This is a genomic window from Pseudomonas sp. NFACC43, assembly GCF_900119645.1.
Taxonomy (GTDB): domain Bacteria; phylum Pseudomonadota; class Gammaproteobacteria; order Pseudomonadales; family Pseudomonadaceae; genus Aquipseudomonas.
Genome location: NZ_FPKK01000007.1, coordinates 178471 through 195341, shown reverse-complemented (window position 1 = coordinate 195341; position 16871 = coordinate 178471). Strand labels below are relative to the sequence as shown.

General features: G+C 62.6%; 16 protein-coding genes, 4 tRNA genes and 1 pseudogene. 6 read left to right on the top strand and 15 right to left on the bottom strand.

The genetic code is table 11. From position 1 onward, the window contains the following. Positions 1 to 50 precede the first annotated feature (50 nt). The 5 genes from cpaB to BT179_RS14430 form a co-directional block, all read right to left on the bottom strand. Positions 51 to 869 carry a Flp pilus assembly protein CpaB gene (gene cpaB, locus BT179_RS14450; RefSeq protein WP_072393479.1) on the bottom strand — a complete coding sequence of 273 codons (819 nt, stop codon included), beginning with the start codon at positions 867 to 869 and terminating at the stop codon, positions 51 to 53. Between the two features lie 15 nt (positions 870 to 884). Beyond that, entirely contained in the window at positions 885 to 2213 is a 1329-nt protein-coding gene (locus BT179_RS14445; protein WP_072431796.1) for a P-loop NTPase family protein, read from the bottom strand. Between the two features lie 2 nt (positions 2214 to 2215). Continuing rightward, positions 2216 to 2746, bottom strand: a complete 531-nt coding sequence (locus tag BT179_RS14440; protein WP_072393485.1) for an A24 family peptidase — start codon at positions 2744 to 2746, stop codon at positions 2216 to 2218. Positions 2747 to 2772: 26 nt separating this feature from the next. Continuing rightward, complete coding sequence (locus BT179_RS14435; protein ID WP_072393488.1) at positions 2773 to 2967, bottom strand: Flp family type IVb pilin; 195 nt, start codon at positions 2965 to 2967, stop codon at positions 2773 to 2775. Positions 2968 to 3108: 141 nt separating this feature from the next. Continuing rightward, positions 3109 to 3303 (bottom strand): Flp family type IVb pilin, encoded by a 195-nt coding sequence (locus tag BT179_RS14430; protein ID WP_072393491.1) that lies wholly within the window; start codon positions 3301 to 3303, stop codon positions 3109 to 3111. A 275-nt stretch (positions 3304 to 3578) separates the two neighbouring features. Here BT179_RS14430 and BT179_RS14425 point away from each other — a divergent pair, with 275 nt between their 5' ends. Further along, entirely contained in the window at positions 3579 to 4448 is an 870-nt protein-coding gene (locus BT179_RS14425; protein WP_072431795.1) for a helix-turn-helix transcriptional regulator, read from the top strand. A gap of 54 nt (positions 4449 to 4502) precedes the next feature. On the opposite strand, the gene BT179_RS14420 is transcribed toward BT179_RS14425, so the two are convergent. The 4 genes from BT179_RS14420 to BT179_RS14405 form a co-directional block, all read right to left on the bottom strand. Then, positions 4503 to 4578 (bottom strand) — tRNA-Gly (locus tag BT179_RS14420). Positions 4579 to 4581: 3 nt separating this feature from the next. Further along, a tRNA-Glu gene (locus BT179_RS14415) sits at positions 4582 to 4657 on the bottom strand. Positions 4658 to 4762: 105 nt separating this feature from the next. Continuing rightward, positions 4763 to 4838, bottom strand: a tRNA-Gly gene (locus BT179_RS14410). Positions 4839 to 4840: 2 nt separating this feature from the next. Further along, positions 4841 to 4916 (bottom strand) — tRNA-Glu (locus tag BT179_RS14405). A gap of 370 nt (positions 4917 to 5286) precedes the next feature. Here BT179_RS14405 and BT179_RS14400 point away from each other — a divergent pair. Continuing rightward, positions 5287 to 6045, top strand: a complete 759-nt coding sequence (locus BT179_RS14400) for a VHS/ENTH/ANTH domain-containing protein (RefSeq protein ID WP_072393500.1) — start codon at positions 5287 to 5289, stop codon at positions 6043 to 6045. Between the two features lie 151 nt (positions 6046 to 6196). Here the strand turns inward: BT179_RS14400 and BT179_RS27220 are convergent, their stop codons facing one another. The 4 genes and pseudogenes from BT179_RS27220 to BT179_RS14385 all read right to left on the bottom strand — a co-directional run bounded on the left by BT179_RS27220 (position 6197) and on the right by BT179_RS14385 (position 10638). Then, the gene (locus BT179_RS27220; protein ID WP_371264397.1) at positions 6197 to 7060 is read right to left on the bottom strand and encodes a methyl-accepting chemotaxis protein; all 864 of its coding nucleotides are present in this window, start codon (positions 7058 to 7060) and stop codon (positions 6197 to 6199) included. After that, a pseudogene (locus tag BT179_RS27215) lies at positions 7058 to 8122 on the bottom strand (HAMP domain-containing protein); the annotation flags it as partial. The gene BT179_RS27220 and the pseudogene BT179_RS27215, both read right to left, overlap by 3 nt. A 148-nt stretch (positions 8123 to 8270) precedes the next feature. Continuing rightward, positions 8271 to 9662, bottom strand: a complete 1392-nt coding sequence (locus BT179_RS14390) for an aminotransferase-like domain-containing protein (protein ID WP_072431583.1) — start codon at positions 9660 to 9662, stop codon at positions 8271 to 8273. A gap of 214 nt (positions 9663 to 9876) precedes the next feature. Beyond that, positions 9877 to 10638 carry an SDR family oxidoreductase gene (locus tag BT179_RS14385; RefSeq protein ID WP_072431584.1) on the bottom strand — a complete coding sequence of 254 codons (762 nt, stop codon included), beginning with the start codon at positions 10636 to 10638 and terminating at the stop codon, positions 9877 to 9879. A gap of 225 nt (positions 10639 to 10863) precedes the next feature. Here BT179_RS14385 and BT179_RS14380 point away from each other — a divergent pair, with 225 nt between their 5' ends. Beyond that, the gene (locus tag BT179_RS14380) at positions 10864 to 11868 is read left to right on the top strand and encodes an NADP-dependent oxidoreductase (RefSeq protein ID WP_072393513.1); all 1005 of its coding nucleotides are present in this window, start codon (positions 10864 to 10866) and stop codon (positions 11866 to 11868) included. A gap of 57 nt (positions 11869 to 11925) precedes the next feature. Here BT179_RS14380 and pyrF read toward each other — a convergent pair whose 3' ends face one another. Continuing rightward, positions 11926 to 12624, bottom strand: a complete 699-nt coding sequence (gene pyrF / locus BT179_RS14375; protein ID WP_072394123.1) for an orotidine-5'-phosphate decarboxylase — start codon at positions 12622 to 12624, stop codon at positions 11926 to 11928. A gap of 292 nt (positions 12625 to 12916) precedes the next feature. On the opposite strand from pyrF, the gene BT179_RS14370 reads away from it, so the two are divergent. From BT179_RS14370 to xopAW, 3 genes are all read left to right on the top strand, one after another. Next, a complete protein-coding gene (locus tag BT179_RS14370) occupies positions 12917 to 13675 on the top strand; it encodes a response regulator (protein ID WP_072394128.1) in 759 nt (252 codons plus the stop codon). Further along, positions 13675 to 14751 carry a sensor histidine kinase gene (locus BT179_RS14365; RefSeq protein WP_072431585.1) on the top strand — a complete coding sequence of 359 codons (1077 nt, stop codon included), beginning with the start codon at positions 13675 to 13677 and terminating at the stop codon, positions 14749 to 14751. The genes BT179_RS14370 and BT179_RS14365 overlap by 1 nt, the downstream gene beginning before the upstream one ends. Positions 14752 to 14910: 159 nt before the next feature. Next, complete coding sequence (gene xopAW / locus BT179_RS14360; RefSeq protein WP_072431586.1) at positions 14911 to 15750, top strand: EF-hand domain-containing protein; 840 nt, start codon at positions 14911 to 14913, stop codon at positions 15748 to 15750. Positions 15751 to 15823: 73 nt separating this feature from the next. Here the strand turns inward: xopAW and BT179_RS14355 are convergent, their stop codons facing one another. Beyond that, positions 15824 to 16861 (bottom strand): AI-2E family transporter, encoded by a 1038-nt coding sequence (locus BT179_RS14355; RefSeq protein ID WP_072393522.1) that lies wholly within the window; start codon positions 16859 to 16861, stop codon positions 15824 to 15826. Positions 16862 to 16871 lie beyond the last annotated feature (10 nt).

Here is a 16871-nt window from a genome sequence, read left to right as displayed (position 1 = left end):
TGCTTGAGGATCGTCATCGCCTGGGAGCCAGGCCGTTTCGTCCGCGCGAATCAGCGGACGTTGATCACGCTGCTTTCAACCCCTCGGATCACCGTGACCGCCCCGCCGTCCGGCGCCTTGGCGCGGCGTTGCACCACGGGCCTTGGTACCGGGGCAGCCGCCACCGCCATGACCGGCGCGGGAGCGGGTGGCGCGACGGCCGCGGCTTTTTTCTCCAGGTTCAGCGGATTTCGCAGGGCCAGTTGCAACTTGCCTTCGGTCTGTGCGGTAACCAGGGCCTCCGCCTCCGCGGCGGTCATCTCCAGCGTCACGGCCCGCACTACCACTGGCTGGGTCTTGTCGGTGCCCGCCGTCTGGTCGACCGCCAGCACCCGCAGGTTTTCCAGGATGGTCCGGGACACCGCGTTGTTGCTGCCGGCACTGGTGGTCTTGGTCGCCAGCACATCGACCCGGTTACCCGGCAACAGGAAGCCGCCCACGCCGACCACATCGTCCACCCGTACCGAAATGGCGCGCTTGTCCGGGGCGATCAGCGAGGCCAGGGTGCTGCCTCCCAGATGCTCGCTCAGGCGCGCCCCCCGCACGATGTCACCGCGCAGGATGTCGAACGTGGCGATCTTGCCCACGGCCTTTTCGCTGGAATCGAAAGCGTCTTCCGGAATCGTGTCCATGGGCATGCGCACGGTCGTGACCTGCTGGGCCTCGACCATCTGCCCGAACGGGATCTCCACCGTGGCGACCACCACGCTTCGAAGGTGATCGTCAGGCGTGGCATTGAGTCGTGCGCTCAGCCAGGAGTCGGCCATCCATGCGGCACCGAGGCCCATTACCAGGGAAACGCCTATCAGCGAAAGCGTACGAGAGCTCATGTCGGTATCTCCGAATCAAAGGAAGTCGAGCTGAACGAAATAGTTGTGCCACGCCCATTCCAGCTCCTGGGGCGCCAGCGGCCCGGAGCCGCCCAGGTAACGCTGGCGGTCCAGCGCCATGTTCAACAGATCACGTGGATGGCAAGGCACCAGGGGCATGCCTTCGCCCGCATAGAGCCGCTGCAGCACGTAGCGCACCAGCAACGGATCGTAGGGAATGCCCAGGCGCTCGCATTCCTGGCGCCAGATGCGCTCGTATTCCTCAGGCTTGAGGTAGCCGAATTGCACCTTGTAGCCAATGCGCCGCAGGAAGGCCTCGTCGGCCAGTTCCAGGGGGTTGAGGTTGGTGGAAAACACCAGGATCAGGTCGAACGGCAGCTCACAGTGACGACCGCCGCCCAGGTTGATGAAGTCGCGCTTCTCTTCCATGGGCACGATCCAGCGGTTGAGCAGCTCGGCCGGCGCCATGCGCTGGCGGCCCATGTCGTCGATGATGAACAGGCCGTTACTGGCCTTGAGCTGCAACGCGGCCTGGTATTGGCGGGTGAACGGGTCGTAGCGCACATCCAGTTGCTCCATGCTCAACTCGCCGCCAGTGATCACGATGGGGCGCTTGCAGCACAGCAAACGGCGGTCGATGCCCTCGTTGAGCATCAGGTTGTTCGATTGGCTGTTGTCGTCCAGGCGCTGGTGGACCTGCGGGTCGTAGATTTCGATCACCGACTCGTTGATGACAATGGCGTGGGGAACCCAGATGGCCTCGGCGAACAGACGGATCAGGCGGCTACTGACATACGTCTTGCCGGTGCCCGCAGGGCCGTAGATCATGATGGCCCGACCGGAGTTCAGCGCTACACCCAACTGGTCGAGCATGCTTTGGGTCAACACGATCCCGGACAGGGCCCGTTGCATTTCGTTGGCGGTGATTCGGCCATGGTGAATGGTCTGGATCTTGATCAGCGACCGGTAAGTGCTCACCGGGAACGGGGCCGCACCGATGTAGCCACTGCGGGACAAGGCGTCACGGGCCGAGCTGCGACCGCGCTCGGTCAGGCCATAGCGCAGCCCCTGGACACTCGCCTGGCCGATCTGGCCAAGCACTTCGACACGCCCGTCCTTGCGCAGGAACGCGAGGACTTCCTCCAGTACCGCGCCGGTCAGCGCCAGGCGCTCCACCAGCCGCGGCATGTCCAGAACGCCGGCATCATGCAGATGCTTGCACACCAGTTCGCCGAGGAAGCTGTCGGACAGGCCGGTGTCGCGAATGGTGCAGGGCTGGGGTGCCAGGCGCTGTACCGCCTCCCGTTCGCTGGGGTAGGCATCACTATCGTTGATGACGTGCATGACTAGACTCCCCAGCCGTCGGCAACCAGCTGCCAATAGACGCTGTTCAAGGTGCCGATCAGGATGGCAATCGAATAAGGAAAAGGTTTGCCGGCCACTTCATCCGTCGTGGGCGCCAGGTAAGCCTGGGCTCTGAGGATCAGCCAGTAGCGGCCAAGGGTCTGGAGCAGTTGACCGCGGGCCAGGACAATCAGGAAACCGCACACCCCGCCTGCGATCAGGCTGAACAGCGCCGCCCACAACGCATAATGGAACGGCAGGAAACTGCCCACCATGGCCATCAACTTGACGTCTCCCGCCGCCATGCCGCCCACCGCATACATGGGCAGGAACAGCCCGAAGCAAATCAGCATGCCCAACAGGCTGTCACCCAGCCCGGCGATGCCAGCTGCATAGACCTGACCGGCCACTCCCAGGGCGAGCCCCAGCAGGACCAGCGTGTTGGGAATGCGGTGGCGAAGCAGATCGCTCACCACCGCCACACCCAGCAGTCCTACCAGCAGTACTGTCGATACCAGCAATTCCATGGACATGACGCGTCTCCCGGTTGCAGTGATCGTTAGCAGGCAACGTTGCCATTGACGGCCTGGCACAGGGCACGGATCTTGGTATCCACGGCGCCACCCAACAGGACGAACGCCGCGGCCACCGCGACCGTGATCAAGCCTCCCGCCACTGCGTACTCGACGATGGTCAAGCCGTCTTCATCTCTGGCGAACTTGCCGATCGAAGTTCTGATTGTGTGCAGAGTCATTTCATTTACCTCGTCTTCGGAAAGAAGCTGGGGTCGGGGGACAGCGCGAGATCCATTCGAATCAGTTGGTTGTACTCACTGCTAAAGAGTCGCAAGCGCTATTCCATGAAGTTGCCGCGTCCCCTGCCGTAATGGTTACGATCAGCAGGCAACGTTGCCGTTGACGGCCTGGCACAGGGCACGGATCTTGGTATTCACGGCACCGCCCAGGAGAACGAAGGCAGCGGCCACCAGTACCGTGATCAACCCGCCGGCCACTGCGTATTCCACAATGGTCAGGCCGTCTTCATCTTTGGCGAACTTCACTACCGAAGCCTTGATTGTTTGAAGAGTCATTTCGCACACCTCATCGGGGTTGTTTTAAAGGCAGTACATTGCGAACTGCCTGATGCAACCCTAGTCAGGGGGCGGGAGAGCCGTTAGGAGGATTTTGCACATCCCTAGGACTTTTTTGCGCAGGTTCGCGCAGAGGACATCACCCCGCGCCGCAGCCGACACTGAGGGGGGATGGAGATAAGGGATCGATTTCTTAGAAGAATTTATTCGGCGAGATGATGGCACATTGACGATACTTCCGGCTAAAGGGCAGGAAGAACCACCTGGACAGGCACATGACGTCGAATCTGACCGGAAAGCCAAAGTTGTTGTGGTTCGATCTGACCCATGATCGGTCCACGAATGAACTCATCACTCAGTTCGAGGAATCCTGCATCTGCACACTGGGCAAACATGCCATGTTGCCCGGCGCAGAGCAGGTGGACATGATCTGCATCCATTTCGACCGGCCGGACACCCCCGGCCTGAGGCGCCTGCTGGAGATCAAGCGCACGGTACCCGCCATCCCCATTACCATGTTCACGGTGCAGCATTCCGAAGAGCTGGCGGTCTGGGCGATGCGCTCCAGCGTCTGGGAATACATGGTGCTGCCCCTGTCGACCACCGAAAGGAAACGCTACCTGGCGGCCCTGGTGCAATTATGCGAGCTGCGGCGCAACGCCCTTGGCCGGGGCAAAGCCTCGCAGATCGACCATGCCCCTACCCTGCCGGACAGCATCCGCCTGACGTCGGGGCATCAGAAGCACCAGGCCTTGAGCCATATCATGCTGTACATCGACCAGCACTTTCGCGACAGCATCGACCAACGGGACCTGGCCAAACGCTGCGGCATGACGACGTTTCGCTTCAGTCGCCTGTTCAAGGAAGCCAACGGGTTGGGCTTCACCGACTACGTGCTGAACAAACGCATGAGCTTCGCCAAGGAACTGCTGGACAACAGCGAGATGCCCATCACCAGCATTGGCTACGAAGCCGGTTTCAAGGACCCGTCCTACTTCGCCCGTGCCTTCAAGCAGTACGCCAGCTGCACACCCAGCGAATATCGCCTGGCTCGCCAGATGCGCGCGACGATCGTCATCCAGCCTTCGCCGGACGACGCCAGCGTGGAGGCGCTTGAGAACCTGGTCCATAGCCTGGAGGGTTGAGGTTTTCTGCGGACATAAAAAAACGCCGCTCGATGAGCGGCGTTTTCTTGAATTTGGAGCGGGAAACGAGACTCGAACTCGCGACCCCGACCTTGGCAAGGTCGTGCTCTACCAACTGAGCTATTCCCGCAAATGGCGTCCCCTAGGGGACTCGAACCCCTGTTACCGCCGTGAAAGGGCGGTGTCCTAGGCCACTAGACGAAGGGGACACGCTGCCCGGAACACATGGTGTGTGTCCCAGTGCCCAGATCCTGACCCGAAGGTATCGGTTCTGGTTTCACTCAATCTTGCCTTGAAGCAAGACTGTTTAAAATTGGAGCGGGAAACGAGACTCGAACTCGCGACCCCGACCTTGGCAAGGTCGTGCTCTACCAACTGAGCTATTCCCGCATTGGCGTCCCCTAGGGGACTCGAACCCCTGTTACCGCCGTGAAAGGGCGGTGTCCTAGGCCACTAGACGAAGGGGACACACGTACAACATTCACTGCTTATGGCGCTTGGCTGAGTGCTTTACGCTGTAAGTGGCGCGCATTCTATGGATGGATTGGTAGGTCGTCAACCCCCACGTATAAATTTATTTAAATCAATGACTTCCCCCGGTTTGGAACGGATCCGCAGATTTTTCCCGTCCGGTCTCTGGCGCCTATATTCTGTCGTCCGCCAAGACGCTATAGTCGCGCTCGGCAAATAGTGGCAATGTGCATCTAGGCCGCTGCAAGCCCCACGAACAGTACGACGCCCGTCTAATGACGCCGCACGGGCCTATGCGCTTAAAAGCCAAGCCACTACACTGAAGTATGCGAACCCCATAAAAGAGGTCTTACCGGTGACACCACTCATGATCACCCTGCTCGTCGTAGCCGGGATCGCACTGTTGATCGCCATTGGCTACATGAATCATGTGGCGGAAAACAACAAGTTGGAAAAGGCCCGTACCAAGGTTGAACTCAACGACCGCCTGCGTCGCTGCGGCGAGCTGACCGAAACCTTCCCCGGCCAGCTGATGACACCGGCCCTGAAGCTGTTGATCACTCGCCTCGAGATCAATGTCTGCCAGCGCTTGCTGAATCTCGACAAGGGTAACGCCGCGGTCAAGGCTCGCCTGGACGAACTGAATGCATTGGCCGCCCAGGGCGAATCGATCCCGGTGAACAATCCTCCGGCACCGATCCAGACCGAAGCCAAGGCCAAGGACGTGCGCTTCCTGCTCGAGGCCTTGCATGGCCAGATCACCCGTGCCGCCCAGGACGGTTTCCTGCCGCCCAACGAAGCCAAGCGCTGGATTCGTGAGGTGCGCCATATCCTGGTCCTGCTGCACATCGAATTCTTCAACAACCTCGGTCAACAGGCCTTGCAGCAGGAACAACCCGGGCAGGCACGCCTGGCCTTCGAGCGCGGCGTGCAATACCTGCGCAAGCAGCAGGATCCCCAGGTCTACGCCGAACAGCTGGATTACCTGGAAAAACTCCTGGCCCGCGCCAACGCCATGGTCCTGGCCAGCACCCAGCCCGTCGAGGGCGAGGTCAACCAGTTGACCGAAGGGCTCAAGGAAGTCGAAGCGGAATCGGACTGGAAGAAAAAGAAAGTCTACGACTGAGGTCCCGACACCGTCATCGAGGACAAGGGGGGCTCACCCTCTGCGGGGCTGCATGGCAGCCCCTGCCTTTTGCGATCCCGATGCGGTATCGATGACAGGGCACCTGGCAGCCCGACGGGAATATCCCTCTTGCCAGTATCCCCTCAGCGCATCACAACCTGAAATGCCCCACCATCCCCTTCAGCTCAGCGCCCAACTGCGCCAGCTCGACGCTGGACGTCGCGTTGCCCTGCATCGCCAGGGAAGATTGATCGGCACTGGCGCGGATGCTGGTGACGCTGCGATTGATCTCCTCGGCGACGGAGCTCTGCTGCTCCGCCGCCGCGGCGATCTGCTGGTTCATCTGCTGTATCAGGGACACCGCCGCGGCAATGCTGCCCAGGGCGCTTTCGGTCTGTAGCGCATCGCTGACCGCCATCTTCACCAATTCGCCGCTGCTCTGGATCTGCTGTACGGAGGTCTGGGCAGCTGAACGCAACGCGCTGACCAGCCGTTCGATTTCCTCGGTGGACTGCTGCGTGCGCCGGGCCAGGGCCCGCACTTCATCGGCCACCACCGCGAAGCCCCTGCCCTGCTCGCCGGCCCGTGCCGCCTCGATGGCGGCATTGAGCGCCAGCAGGTTGGTCTGCTCGGCGACGCTCTTGATCACACTCAGTACGGTGCCGATGTTCTGGATTTCGGCGCTGAGGCTTTCGATGCTGGAGCTGGCCGATGTAGCCGAATCGGCCAACTGTTCGATGCGCACCATGCTCTGGCGCACCACCTGCTGGCCGCTTTCAACCTTGTCGTCGGCGGTCTGGGCCGCCTGGGCCGCTTCTTCGGCATTGCGTGCCACATCGTGCACGGTGGCGGTCATCTGGTTCATGGCCGTGGCGACCTGCTCGGTTTCCTCTTTCTGGCTGCTGACTTCCAGGTTGGTCTGTTCGGTCACGGCCGACAGGGACTGGGCAGAATTGGCCAACTGTTCGATACCGGCCTGCAAACCGCTGACGATACTGCTCAGGCCGGCCCCCATCTGCTGCATCGCAAGCATCAGTTGGCCGATCTCATCCCGGCGCGTGACCTCCACCGTGGCCCTCAGATCGCCCGATGCTATCTGCTGGGCCACGCGGATGACCGTGCGCAACGGTGCAACGATCAAGCGGGTAATGATCCAGGCCGCAACCAGGCCCACCAGCAACGCCAGGGCCGACGAACCGATGATCAACAGCGAGTTCTTCTTCAACTCCGCCTGCATGGCGCCGTCTTCGGCGCTATAGGCCTGGTTGACCCGTTCCACGACCTGGGCCGCGCGTTCGTGCAATTGTCGGTAGACAATCTTTTCCTTGGCCAGCAGGCCGGTGTAGTCGGCAAGCTGCTGCTTGAATCCGGCGATGTGCCCGGCCACTTCGTTGAGCACGGTCTGGTAACCCGCGTCCTTGACGGCGGTCTTGAGCGCCTCGGCCTGTTTCATGGCCTGCTCGGCCTGTTCGATGTCGCCTTGTGCCGCTTCTTCATTGCCCTTGCGGCTCTGGTCGAGACGGACCCGCGCTTCGTTCATGGCCTGCAGCATCAGGCGCGACACCTCGCTGACCTGGTTGGCCTGCTCGATGAATTCAGCGCCCTCCTTGCCTTCGGAGTCTTTCAGGTTATAGGCGCCGTCATCCGCCAGCCCCGCCTGCAGCACATCCAGGTTATTGGCAACGCTGGAGACCGACCAACTGGCCATTTCCAGCGCCAGCTCCTTGCTCTGGTTCAACTCGACAAATTCATCGAACGCCTTGCGATACGCCGACAGGGCCTGTTCGACGTCATTCATCACCGGCACGTTGGCCGTCGATTTCGCCTTGAGGTCGTTGGCCAGGACAATCAGCCCGTCGACGCCCTGGCGCAGGGCGTCGACCGTCTTGGGATCGGAGCGCAGGGCATATTCCTGCTCCAGCAGCCGGACCTTGAGCAGCTCGCTGTTAAGGGACGACATCTGCTTCAGATCACCGAAGCGCTGGCTGATGGTTTGCAGGGACCAGACACCGATGGCTGCCACCACAGCGGTGAGCAGCAGCACCAGGACAAACCCGATCCCCAATTTCTTCGCCATACCGAGGTTGGCAAAACGTCCTTGCACGGCCGAAATCATTGCGCTCAGTCCTCTGCCAGTTTGTGTATCCGCAGATTCGCAACGAGATGCCCTCCAACACAAGATGCTGGCGTCGGAATAATGGCAAAAAGCTACAGCTCCGTCGTTTTCAGAACACTTGAGGTCGATCCAAAGCGCTGGCCCGGAAAAACGCCAGCGCCCTGGGGTCCCGTGCATAAGCCACATTGATCCGTAGCCAGTCGCTTTCGGTGCCTGAAGGACTGAATGCCGTGCGTGAGGACAGCAGCACGCCGAACCGCCTGGCCAGGCGCTGTAGCCCAGCGTGATCGCACCGGGGCGGGCGGGCCCAGATGAACAGCCCGCCGGCCGGCTTGCCGAAGACCGTCCAGTCGGCATCCTCCAGCACCTGCAGCACCGCCGCCATATCGACACCCAATCGTTGTCGCTGACGCTGGGCCAGTTTGCGATAGGCGCCGTTGGCCAACAGGCTGGCCACCACTGACTCACAGAACCGCGAACCGCCCATGCTGGTGATCCCCTTGACCGCGCTCAACCGCTCGACGACGCCAGGTTCGGCCGCCACGAAACCGACTCGTAACGAGCTGCTGAGGGTTTTCGAGAAACTGCCCACATAGAGGACATCGGCATCCAGCGCCGCCAGCCGGGTCCGTGTGGCGCCCTGGAAGTCAGCATAGACATCGTCCTCGACCACCAGCAGGGCGTGTTTTTTTGCCAGTTGCAGCAACTGCTGGGCCACGGCGGGCGCCAGGCTGCTTCCGGTCGGGTTATGGCAGGCACTGTTGATGAACAGGGCGCTGGGCCGGTGACTGGCCAATAGTGCCTGCAATGCCTCCACGTCCGGGCCCCGTGGAGTCCTGGGCAATTCGATCATGTCGATCCGGTGAAGCCTGAGCAATTCGAAAAGGCTTGGATAGCCGGGGCTCTCCACCACCACGCAACACCCCGGCCGAAGCAGGGTTCGCACGATCAGGTCCAGCCCATGGGTGGCTCCCGTCGTGGTCAGGATCCGGTCCGCGCCGGCATTGATATTGAGCTGCTTCAGACGCCTGGACAATTGCTCCCGCAGCGCAGGCAGCCCCAACAGCGTGCTGTAATTGAACAACCCCGCCATGTCGGTGCGGGTCACCTGGCGGATCGCATAACCCAGGTCATCGCTCTCGCGCCAGCGCTCAGGCAGCCCGCCGCAGCCCAGGTGCAGTCCCCATTGGGCATTATCGACCAGGCCGGCCTGGGTGAGGGACGCGTCATCCGGCCAGTCGCCGGGCGTACACCTGGCCAAGGATGGTGGCGCCACGAAGAAGCTCGAGCCGTGACGGGACGCCAGTATGCCTTGGGCGACCAGGCGCTCGCACGCTTCACTGACACTGGACTGGCTCAGCAGGTTATCCCGCGCCAGTTGCCGGATGGATGGCAGGCGAGTTCCCGGTTGCACCGCATCCTGTCGAATCCAGCCGGCCAGCGCGTCGACAATTTGCTGCACGACAGGCACCAGGGCCTGTCGGTCGATTCTCAATTCCATGAGTAACCAAGCTCCTAAGCGTTTGTTTTATTTCTGGAAACAGTTTGTTTTTAGGAAAACAGTTAAGCACAGGGTGTCCAGGAACGAGGTACGACAACGGCGCCAAAACCGCCGATTCTCACCCTTTGAAACACATTGGCGGATTCATTCAAGAAATTTCCTACCATCAAAGAAAAAGCCCGCAACCAGTGCGGGCTTCTTCCTACAAGCTTCTTCAAAAAGCCGTGACGCCACCGTCAACCGCCAGGGAATGGCCGGTGGTGAATGCCGCGCCGTCACTGCACAGATACAACACGGCGCTGGCGATCTCTTCCACTTTGCCGATACGCCCCACCGGGTGCATGGCGTTGGCGAACTCGCCCTTTTTCGGATCCGCTTCATAGGCACGGCGGAACATGTCGGTATCGATCACCGCCGGGCAGACCGCATTCACGCGAATCTTCTTTTTGGCGTATTCAATGGCGGCGGACTTGGTCAGGCCGATCACGGCATGCTTGGAGGCCGCATAAATGCTCATCTTCGGCGCCGCCCCAAGGCCGGCCACCGAGGCAGTATTGACAATGGCGCCACCGCCCTGGGCCAGCAGCAGCGGCAACTGATACTTCATGCACAGCCAGACGCCCTTCACATTGACGCCCATGATCGCGTCGAACTCATCGAGGGTGCCGTCGGCCAGCTTGCCCTTCTCGATTTCGATCCCGGCGTTGTTGAAGGCGTAGTCGAGGCGGCCATACGTATCGATCACCGCGTTCATCAGGTTCTGCACGTCAGTTTCCAGCGTCACGTCGCAGCGCACGAACACCGCCTCGCCGCCGGCGTCCAGGATCGAGCGCACCGTGTCTTCGCCGCCGGCCGCGTCCAGATCCGCCACGACCACTTTCAGCCCTTGCGCCGCGAACGCCTGGGCGGTAGCGCGGCCGATGCCTGCGGCGCCGCCCGTAACCACTGCCACCTGCCCGGAAAACGTCATGCTCATTGTCCTGTTCCTCGAAGAATGCGGGGTCGTGCCAGTGTAGCCACAGCCCCCGTGGCACGGCAGCACTATCCAGATGCCGGTTGGGCATTCATGGGTGCCAGTGATGACGCAGCGGTAGCCACTATCACTGCGTTGGATCGAGGTGCATTCGCTGTGTCGGCAAAACCTTGCGGCAAATGCCTCGACGGTCTATCAACAAAGCTTCATTTACCTTGAGTGCCAGCCATGACTGCCCAGACCAATCGCCAGTTCCTGCTCGCCAGACGCCCGGTGGGCGCCGCCACCCGCGAGACGTTCACTTATCAGCAAGTACCGGTCGGCGAACCGGGGCCTGGCCAGATTCTGGTGAAGAACGAATATCTGTCCCTGGACCCGGCCATGCGCGGCTGGATGAACGAAGGCAAGTCCTACATCGCCCCGGTGGGTATCGGTGAGGTGATGCGAGCCTTGGGCGTGGGCCAGGTGATTGCCTCGAACAATCCGGGATTCGCGGTCGGGGACTACGTCAATGGCGCCTTGGGTGTGCAGGATTATTTCCTGGGCGAGCCGAGAGGTTTCTACAAGGTCGATCCGAAACTGGCGCCACTGCCCCGTTATCTGTCCGCGCTGGGCATGACCGGCATGACCGCCTACTTTGCCTTGCTCGACGTCGGCGCCCCCAAGGCCGGTGAAACCGTGGTGCTGTCGGGCGCAGCCGGCGCCGTGGGCAGCATTGCCGGGCAAATCGCCAAGATCAAGGGCTGCCGCGTGGTGGGCATCGCCGGCGGAGCCGACAAATGCAGGTTCCTGATCGATGAACTGGGCTTCGATGGCGCCATCGACTACAAGAACGAAGACGTCCACGCCGGTCTCAAGCGTGAATGCCCCAAGGGAGTGGATGTGTATTTCGACAATGTCGGGGGCGACATCCTGGATGCGGTGCTCAGCCGCCTGAATCTCAAGGCTCGCGTCGTGATCTGCGGCGCCATCAGCCAGTACAACAACAAGGAAGCCGTGAAGGGACCGGCCAACTACCTGTCGCTGCTGGTGAACCGGGCACGCATGGAAGGCTTCGTGGTGATGGACTACGCCGCGCAGTTCGCCGCCGCCGGGCAGGAAATGGCCGGCTGGATGGCCAAGGGGCAGCTCAAGAGCAAGGAAGACATCGTCGAAGGGCTGGAGACATTCCCCGAGACGCTGACCAAACTGTTCAGCGGGGAGAATTTCGGAAAGCTCGTGCTCAAGGTCTGAGCGAAATAATGGTGGGCGCGAGCTTGCTCGCGCCCACCACGGCCCATGCGTGTCGAATCAGGCCAGCTCGGCCACCACCGCCGCCAGCGCCTTGGCCGGGTCCGCCGCCTGGCTGATCGGGCGGCCGATCACCAGGTAATCGGAACCGGCGTCCAATGCCTGGCGCGGGGTCAGGATGCGGCGCTGGTCGTCCTGGGCGCTGCCCGCCGGACGAATCCCCGGGGTCACCAGTTGCAACGACGGGTGTGCCGACTTCAACGCACTGGCTTCCAGCGCCGAACAGACCAGGCCGTCCATGCCCGCCTTCTGGGCCAGGGCCGCCAGGCGCAGCACCTGCTCCTGAGGCTCGATGTCCAGGCCGATCCCCGCCAGATCCTCACGCTCCATGCTGGTCAGCACGGTCACGCCGATCAGCAGCGGTTTCGGCCCGCTGCGCTGGTCCAGTACCTCACGGCAGGCCGCCATCATGCGCAGACCGCCGGAGCAGTGCACGTTGACCATCCACACGCCCATCTCCGCGGCGGCCTTGACGGCCATGGCGGTGGTATTGGGAATGTCATGGAATTTCAGGTCCAGGAATACTTCGAACCCCTTGTCGCGCAGGGTGCCGACAATCTCCGAAGCGCAGCTGGTGAACAGCTCCTTGCCAACCTTGACCCGGCAAAGGCTGGGGTCCAGCTGGTCGGCCAGCTTCAGGGCGGCGTCACGGGTAGGAAAATCCAGGGCGACGATGATAGGCGTCTGGCAGGCGGACATGAGCGGGCTCTCAGGCAAGTCGAAATCGGCGCGCATTGTAGCGGAACCAGCGGCGCTGCGGGACCCGATGATCGGTAAATCCTCATGGTGCCCCAACCAGCATGGCCGACAGGACGCTTTGTGTCCAAGCCGATACATTCATGACATGCGCACAACACGCCCGCACGCTACCGTTCGCCGCCGCACCCCGCCCTTTCAGCGCTTCACGCCTTGCGGCACGGAGCTTATGCTGAAGCCACCACCTTGCCGTCGCTCCTTGCGGCTGGCAGCCTACCAGGCAGATGAAGCATCCATGCAGAACACCCCCGTTGCCAATTCTGACGATCAAAAAGCCTCCAGCGATGACAAGCGCTGGAGCATCCGCGCACTGATCGTCGATGACGATGTGCCGATCCGCGAGCTGCTGATCGATTACCTGGCCCGTTTCAACATCCGCGCCAGTGGCGTGAGCGACGGCGCGGCCATGCGCCAGGCAATGCAATCCGAACATTTCGATGTAATCGTGCTCGACCTGATGCTGCCGGGCGAAGACGGCCTGCAACTGTGCCGCTGGCTGCGCGCCGAATCGGACATCCCGATCCTGATGCTCACCGCCCGTTGCGAACCCACCGATCGCATCATCGGCCTGGAACTGGGTGCCGACGACTACATGGCCAAGCCGTTCGAACCCAGGGAACTGGTGGCACGGATCCAGACGATCCTGCGCCGGGTGCGTGACGACCGCACCGAGCAACGGGCCAATATCCGTTTCGACAACTGGCGGCTCAACAGCGTGCTGCGCCAACTTATCTCCGCCAATGGGCTGGTGGTGCCGCTGTCCAATGCTGAATTCCGGCTGCTGTGGGTCTTCATCGAACGACCGCGCCGGGTACTCAGTCGCGAGCAACTGCTCGATGCCGCCCGTGGACGCTCCATCGAGGCCTTCGACCGCAGCATCGACCTGCTGGTGTCACGACTGCGCCAGAAGCTGGGCGACGACCCCAAGGCCCCGCAGTTGATCAAGACCGTTCGCGGTGAAGGCTACCTGTTCGACGCCCGGGACATCGGCTGATGCGATTGCGCCTCGACTCCCTGTTCGGTCGCCTGTTCGGCATGCTGTTGCTGGCGATCGTCCTGGCGCATCTGCTGGCCTTCGCCTGGTTTTTCCATTACGACCAGCCGCCTCCGCCCGGGCCGCCGCCGGAATTTTCCCGGCAGAGCGAAGGAACACCGCCCACGGGTCTGTCACCTTTGACCCCGTCCCCTTTTGCCCCGCCGCCTCAACGCCGTCAGCGCCCGTGGTTCGGCGGCCCGGTGGTACCGCTGACGTTCCAGTTCGTGTGCCTGATCATCGCGGCCTGGTATGGCGCCAAGTTGCTGACCCGACCGATCCAGCGCTTGAGCGATGCGGCTGAACGCCTGAGCGAGGACCTCGACAGCCCGCCCCTGGACGAAACCGGCCCCCGGGAAGCCCGGCAGGCGGCCCACACGTTCAACCTGATGCAGCAGCGAATCCGCGAACAGGTCCAGCAACGCTCACGCATGCTTGGGGCGGTGTCCCACGACCTGCGCACCCCGCTCTCGCGCCTCAAGTTGCGCCTGGAGCAGATCGATGACGCCAGGTTGCAAGGCCAGATGCGCCAGGACCTGGACGACATGATCGGCATGCTCGACGCCACGCTGACCTACCTGCACGAACAGCGCACCAGCGAGGCGCTGCAATGGATGGATGTGCAAGCCCTGGCGGAATCCCTGAGCGAAAACGCCCAGGACCATGGCGCCGATGTCCAGGTCGAGGGTTCCTGCGCGCCGCTGCAGGTGCAGCCAATGGCATTGCGCTCCTGCATCGCCAACCTCATGGACAATGCCTTGCGCTATGCCGGTCATGCCCTGATCGCCCTCGAAGACCAGGACTGCCAGTTGCTGATACGGGTCATCGACCATGGCCCCGGTATCGCCCAAGACAAGCGCGAAGCGGTATTCGAACCCTTTTATCGCCTGGAGGGCTCGCGCAACCGCAACTCCGGCGGCGTCGGCCTGGGCATGACCATCGCCAGGGAAGCCGCCGAACGCCTGGGCGGCCATCTGGACCTGGAGCAAACCCCAGGGGGCGGCCTGACGGCCGTCATCCGCCTCCCCCGGACCTGAGTCATTCCTGCCGTCTTCGTCGGGCCGCCGCCCGGAGCGCCCCCCACGTGACGATTTGTACGTCCCCCGGTACAAATTTCACATACCCACGACAACTGCCCCGCCGAGGCTGCATAAGCCGGTGCACCCGCCGGCAATTCCATCCCAAGGAGAATGCCCATGATCGGCAGCGTCAGCAGTAGCGGTTATTCGACGTACACCAGCAGCACGGCCACCAGCAGTGCCCGCAGCCAGCAGTTTCAAAAGGAGCTGCTCACCCGGCTCGACAGCGACGGCAACGCAACGGTGGACCAGGACGAATTGAGCACGGCCCTGTCGCAGCACAGCGACGATGGCCTGCTGGTCAGCCTGAGCAAGCAGTTCGGCGATCTGGACAGCGACGGCAGCGGTGACCTGAGCAGCGAGGAAATGGCCGCCTTGGCGCCACCGCCCCCGCCGCCACGGGACCAGGCGCCAGGCACCGAGCTGGCCGACGCGCTGCTCAGCGTCCTGGATGCAGACGGTGACGGCAAGGTCAGCAGCGACGAGTTGAGCAACGGCCTGGCCAGCGCCGGCAGCAGCGCCGACAGCACGCAGGTATTCTCGGCACTGGACAAGGATGAAGATGGCACCGTCAGCCGCGACGAACTCGCCGCCAGCCTCACGCCACCGCCTCCACCGGCACAGGACGCGTCCGGTGAAACATTGTTCGGCCAGCTCGACAGCGATGGCGACGGCACCGTCACTGCCGCCGAACTGGCCAGCGCCTTGCAGGCCGGCGACGCGACGTCCGGCACCGAAACCAGCGCTACGCTGATGGCGGCACTGGACAGCGACAGCAGCGGTGGCGTCAGCAGCGACGAACTCGACAGCGCCCTGCAGGCCAGCCGCGACAATGGCCGCCCCGCCGGTCAGGCCAACGCCAACGAAGCGTTGAACAGGATGATCGCCAACCTCAACCGTCAATACTCGCTGGATAACGTCGCCAGCGTGGGTAAACACCTGAACGTGGCGGCCTGACTCCTGCCGTGAACCTGGCCTTGCAGCAGGTTCACGGCCCACCGAGCCAACCTTGCCGGCCCCAGGGCCGCCGTCAACGCGCCTGGCTCTTGCTCCAGTCCGTCAACAGGCTGTACGCCACGGCCAAAAGGGTCGGGCCGATGAACAAGCCGATGAATCCGAAGGCGATCAATCCGCCGAACACCCCCAGCAACACGATGACCAACGGCAGGTTGCCACCCCGGCTGATCAGGTATGGCTTGAGCACGTTGTCCACGCCGCTGATGACGAACGTGCCCCAGATCCCGAGGAACACCGCCATGCCGTATTCGCCCTGCCACACCAGCCAGGCCGTGGCGGGGATCCAGACCAGGGGCGGCCCCATGGGAATCAGGCTGAGCAGGAAGGTGACAATGCCCAGCACCAGCGCACCCGGCACACCGGCGATCAGGAAGCCGATCAGTGCCAGCACGGCCTGGGCCGCGGCGGTACCGATCACCCCATTGACCACCCGTTGCACCGTACCGGCCACCAGTTCGATGTAGTAGCCGGCACGGTCGCCGATCAGGCGTTCCAGCAAGCCATGGACGAACGCAGCCAGGCGCGGGCCGTCGCGGTAGAAAAAGAAGACGAATACGATGCTCAGGGTCAGTTCGAGGATGCCGCCGCCAATCTGCTTGCTGCGTGCCAGCAGCCAGTTGCCCACCTGCCCCAGGTAAGGCTTGACGGCTCCCATCATCGCGGCGCCCTGCTGGTCGATGCTGTTCCAGATCGCCACCAGCCGCCCGCCCACCAGGGGCAAGCCGGCCAGCCATTGCGGGGCATCCGGCAAGCCGTCGACCTGCACGTCCCTGATGAATGTCGTGGCATCACGCACATGATCGGCCAGGTTGGAACCCAGCCACACCAGCGGCACCGCCACCAGCAACATCCAGCCGACCGTCAGCAGGCCCGCCGCCAGGGATTCGCGCCCGTTGACCCAGCGAGTCAACAGGCGCATCAGCGGCCAACTGGCAAAGGCCAGCACCGCGCCCCAGAACAGCGCCGACCAGAACGGCGCCATCACCCAGAGGCTTGCGCCGAACAACACCAGGAGCAGGATCTGCACCAACAGCCGATCGTTATTGAGCATGTAGGGTCTC

Bases quoted from the DNA above. Each gene is read 5' to 3' on its own strand.
- BT179_RS14365 (WP_072431585.1), top strand. From the start codon at position 13,675: ATGCGATTGCGCCTCGACTCCCTGTTCGGTCGCCTGTTCGGCATGCTG.
- BT179_RS14435 (WP_072393488.1), bottom strand. From the start codon at position 2,967: ATGACTCTGCACACAATCAGAACTTCGATCGGCAAGTTCGCCAGAGAT.
- BT179_RS14430 (WP_072393491.1), bottom strand. From the start codon at position 3,303: ATGACTCTTCAAACAATCAAGGCTTCGGTAGTGAAGTTCGCCAAAGAT.
- BT179_RS14445 (WP_072431796.1), bottom strand. From the start codon at position 2,213: ATGCACGTCATCAACGATAGTGATGCCTACCCCAGCGAACGGGAGGCG.
- pyrF (WP_072394123.1), bottom strand. From the start codon at position 12,624: ATGTCCGCCTGCCAGACGCCTATCATCGTCGCCCTGGATTTTCCTACC.
- BT179_RS14385 (WP_072431584.1), bottom strand. From the start codon at position 10,638: ATGAGCATGACGTTTTCCGGGCAGGTGGCAGTGGTTACGGGCGGCGCC.
- BT179_RS14370 (WP_072394128.1), top strand. From the start codon at position 12,917: ATGCAGAACACCCCCGTTGCCAATTCTGACGATCAAAAAGCCTCCAGC.
- BT179_RS14425 (WP_072431795.1), top strand. From the start codon at position 3,579: ATGACGTCGAATCTGACCGGAAAGCCAAAGTTGTTGTGGTTCGATCTG.
- BT179_RS14390 (WP_072431583.1), bottom strand. From the start codon at position 9,662: ATGGAATTGAGAATCGACCGACAGGCCCTGGTGCCTGTCGTGCAGCAA.
- BT179_RS14355 (WP_072393522.1), bottom strand. From the start codon at position 16,861: ATGCTCAATAACGATCGGCTGTTGGTGCAGATCCTGCTCCTGGTGTTG.
- cpaB (WP_072393479.1), bottom strand. From the start codon at position 869: ATGAGCTCTCGTACGCTTTCGCTGATAGGCGTTTCCCTGGTAATGGGC.
- BT179_RS14400 (WP_072393500.1), top strand. From the start codon at position 5,287: ATGATCACCCTGCTCGTCGTAGCCGGGATCGCACTGTTGATCGCCATT.
- xopAW (WP_072431586.1), top strand. From the start codon at position 14,911: ATGATCGGCAGCGTCAGCAGTAGCGGTTATTCGACGTACACCAGCAGC.
- BT179_RS27220 (WP_371264397.1), bottom strand. From the start codon at position 7,060: ATGGGGGCCGGCCTGAGCAGTATCGTCAGCGGTTTGCAGGCCGGTATC.
- BT179_RS14380 (WP_072393513.1), top strand. From the start codon at position 10,864: ATGACTGCCCAGACCAATCGCCAGTTCCTGCTCGCCAGACGCCCGGTG.
- BT179_RS14440 (WP_072393485.1), bottom strand. From the start codon at position 2,746: ATGTCCATGGAATTGCTGGTATCGACAGTACTGCTGGTAGGACTGCTG.